The sequence below is a fragment of the Gemmatimonadaceae bacterium genome (genome assembly GCA_035633115.1).
In the GTDB taxonomy this organism is placed as follows: domain Bacteria; phylum Gemmatimonadota; class Gemmatimonadetes; order Gemmatimonadales; family Gemmatimonadaceae; genus UBA4720.
On sequence record DASQFN010000041.1, the window covers coordinates 1 to 2,200 of the forward strand.

Sequence of the window (2,200 nt, forward strand, 5' to 3'; positions counted from 1 at the left end):
TGCAGGCACAATCCTCTTTGGCGGAAGCGGCTTTCTCGGCCCGTACGTGCTCGAAAATTATCCCGACATCATCTCGGTCGGGCGCACTCCACCGCCTACCAAGAACCGGCACATTCCCGTCGAGAGTTTAGACAATCTCGATGTGCTGCGCGACGTGGAGTTCGACAAAATCATCTTCATTATCGGGAACACTGACCATTACAATCTGGAGAAAGAGGATATTCCTCCGGGCGAGCCCACGGCATTCGATTATCACGTTATTCCTCTGATTCAGACGCTCGAACAACTGAAGCACCGCGCGATCAAAAAGTTCATCAACTTCTCGACGATTCTCATCTATGACGAAGAGCGGATCACTCTGCCCGTCTCCGAGCGCAGTCCCATCAATCCCTACAAGAATCGCTACGTGCTGAGCAAGTATTTTGGCGAAGAAGCGTGTAAGTTTTATGAACGCTGGACGCCGATCATCACCGTCCGGCTCTCAAATATCTACGGGCCGACTCCGCTCAAGCGATTCGATCTAATTCACCTGCTCATTCACCAACTGCTCGATCACGGCAAGGGGCAAGTCTGGAGCACAAAGCCGGAGCGAGATTTTATCTACGTCGAAGACGCCGCTCACGCCATCGTGCAGTTGCTTGAGACTGATTACACCGGCATCCTCAATCTTGGCACTGGTACCCGGACGCCCGTCCGCCGGATCGTGGACCTCTTGCAAGAGATAAGCGGATGTTCGATGACCGATCTCGATCAACCTGTGCAGGGGCCGATGAAGTTTCAATGCGATATGACGACGATTGAGCGGTTGATCGCCTGGAGGCCGCGTTATTCAGTTGAAGAAGGCGTCCGCCGAACTTACGAATTGATGAAAGCGTGGAAAAAGCGATGAAGCTGGGCATCAATGGTTGGCGCATTCACGGCCAGCGCACGGGCGTAGGCCGTTACCTTTTAAACGTCGTCAAAAACTGGACGCCCGAGATGGTCGCCGGACGGTTCGACGAAATCAATTTTTACACACCGAAGCCTGTTGACCGTACGGAGATCTCCTTGCCGGAGAACCTCCGCGAGCGGGTTCTCGCTTCGGATCGGTCAATGCTGCTTTGGGAGAATTCTCAGTTGGCTCCAAGCGCGGACGATGATGTGATCTTCTGTCCGTCGTACACAAAGCCGTTATTCGCTCGCGGAAAGACGGTCGTCGTTACCCACGATGCGACATCGAAAATGTACCCGCAGTTCTTTCCGTTCTCGGCGCGGTATTTCTACAACCCGCTGTACGGTTGGAGTGCGCGCCGGGCGACGCTGGTGATTACGACGACGGAGGCGGCACGGCAAGACATCGCGCGTGTCTGGGGAGTTCCGCTCTCGAAGATTCGCGTCACGCGCTTGGCTCCTGCCGAGGTTTTCAAACCGCTACCGGGTAATCTGAAAGTGGACGAAATGCGCGAGCGACACACGGGAGGCGCGCCGTTCTTCTTCTTCGTCGGAAAACTTTCGGGGCGTCGTAACGTTCCACGTCTTCTGGAGTCGTTCGCCGAGTTAAAGCGGCGAATATCCCTGCCACATAAAATGATTATCATCGGCCCGGACACGGCCACCTTAAACATCACTGCGCTGGGCGCAGAATTGGGCATCGCAGATCATTTGGTGCGCCTGAAATACGCTACAGACGAAGACTTGAATTTACTGTACAACGCCGCCGAGGCGTTCGTGATGCCATCCACCTACGAGACGTTATCGTTTCCAGTCATGGAGGCGCAAGCTACGGGGACGCCGGTAATCTGCATAGACACTCCGGGCGCGCGCGAGAATACAGGTGGAGCAGCGCTCTTTATACCCAAGCTGGAGGTGGAGGATATGGTCAAGGCCATGTCGCAGGTGGCGACCAATGCTGCGCTGCGCCGCGAGTTGGCGGAGAGCGGTCTCGTCAACGCGCAACGATTTTCTTGGCAACGATGTTCGGCTGAGACGCTGGCGGTTCTGGAAGAGGCCGCGCGATTGCCCGCGCCCGTCACCGATTTCAGAGCTTCGGAGGTTAAACTGGATGATTGACTACGAACGGCGTTCGGTTCTCGTGACCGGCGGCGCCGGCTTCATCGGCTCGCACCTAGTGGAGGAATTTGTCCGCCGCGGCGCGGAAGTGACGGTCGTGGATAATTTATCTACCGGCTACACGACTAATCTCGCTGCTGTCGCTGCGCGC

At 55.9% G+C, this 2,200-nt stretch carries 3 protein-coding genes; all 3 read left to right on the top strand.

Annotation, left to right across the window (positions count from 1 at the left end):
• Positions 1 to 889, top strand: an 889-nt coding sequence (locus VES88_03535) for an NAD(P)-dependent oxidoreductase (GenBank protein ID HYN80548.1), incomplete at its 5' end; no start/stop codon positions are given.
• Positions 886 to 2,049 carry a glycosyltransferase family 1 protein gene (locus VES88_03540; protein ID HYN80549.1) on the top strand — a complete coding sequence of 388 codons (1,164 nt, stop codon included), beginning with the start codon at positions 886 to 888 and terminating at the stop codon, positions 2,047 to 2,049. The genes VES88_03535 and VES88_03540, both read left to right, overlap by 4 nt.
• A partial coding sequence (locus VES88_03545; protein ID HYN80550.1) for an NAD-dependent epimerase/dehydratase family protein occupies positions 2,042 to 2,200 on the top strand: 159 nt, incomplete at its 3' end. The genes VES88_03540 and VES88_03545, both read left to right, overlap by 8 nt.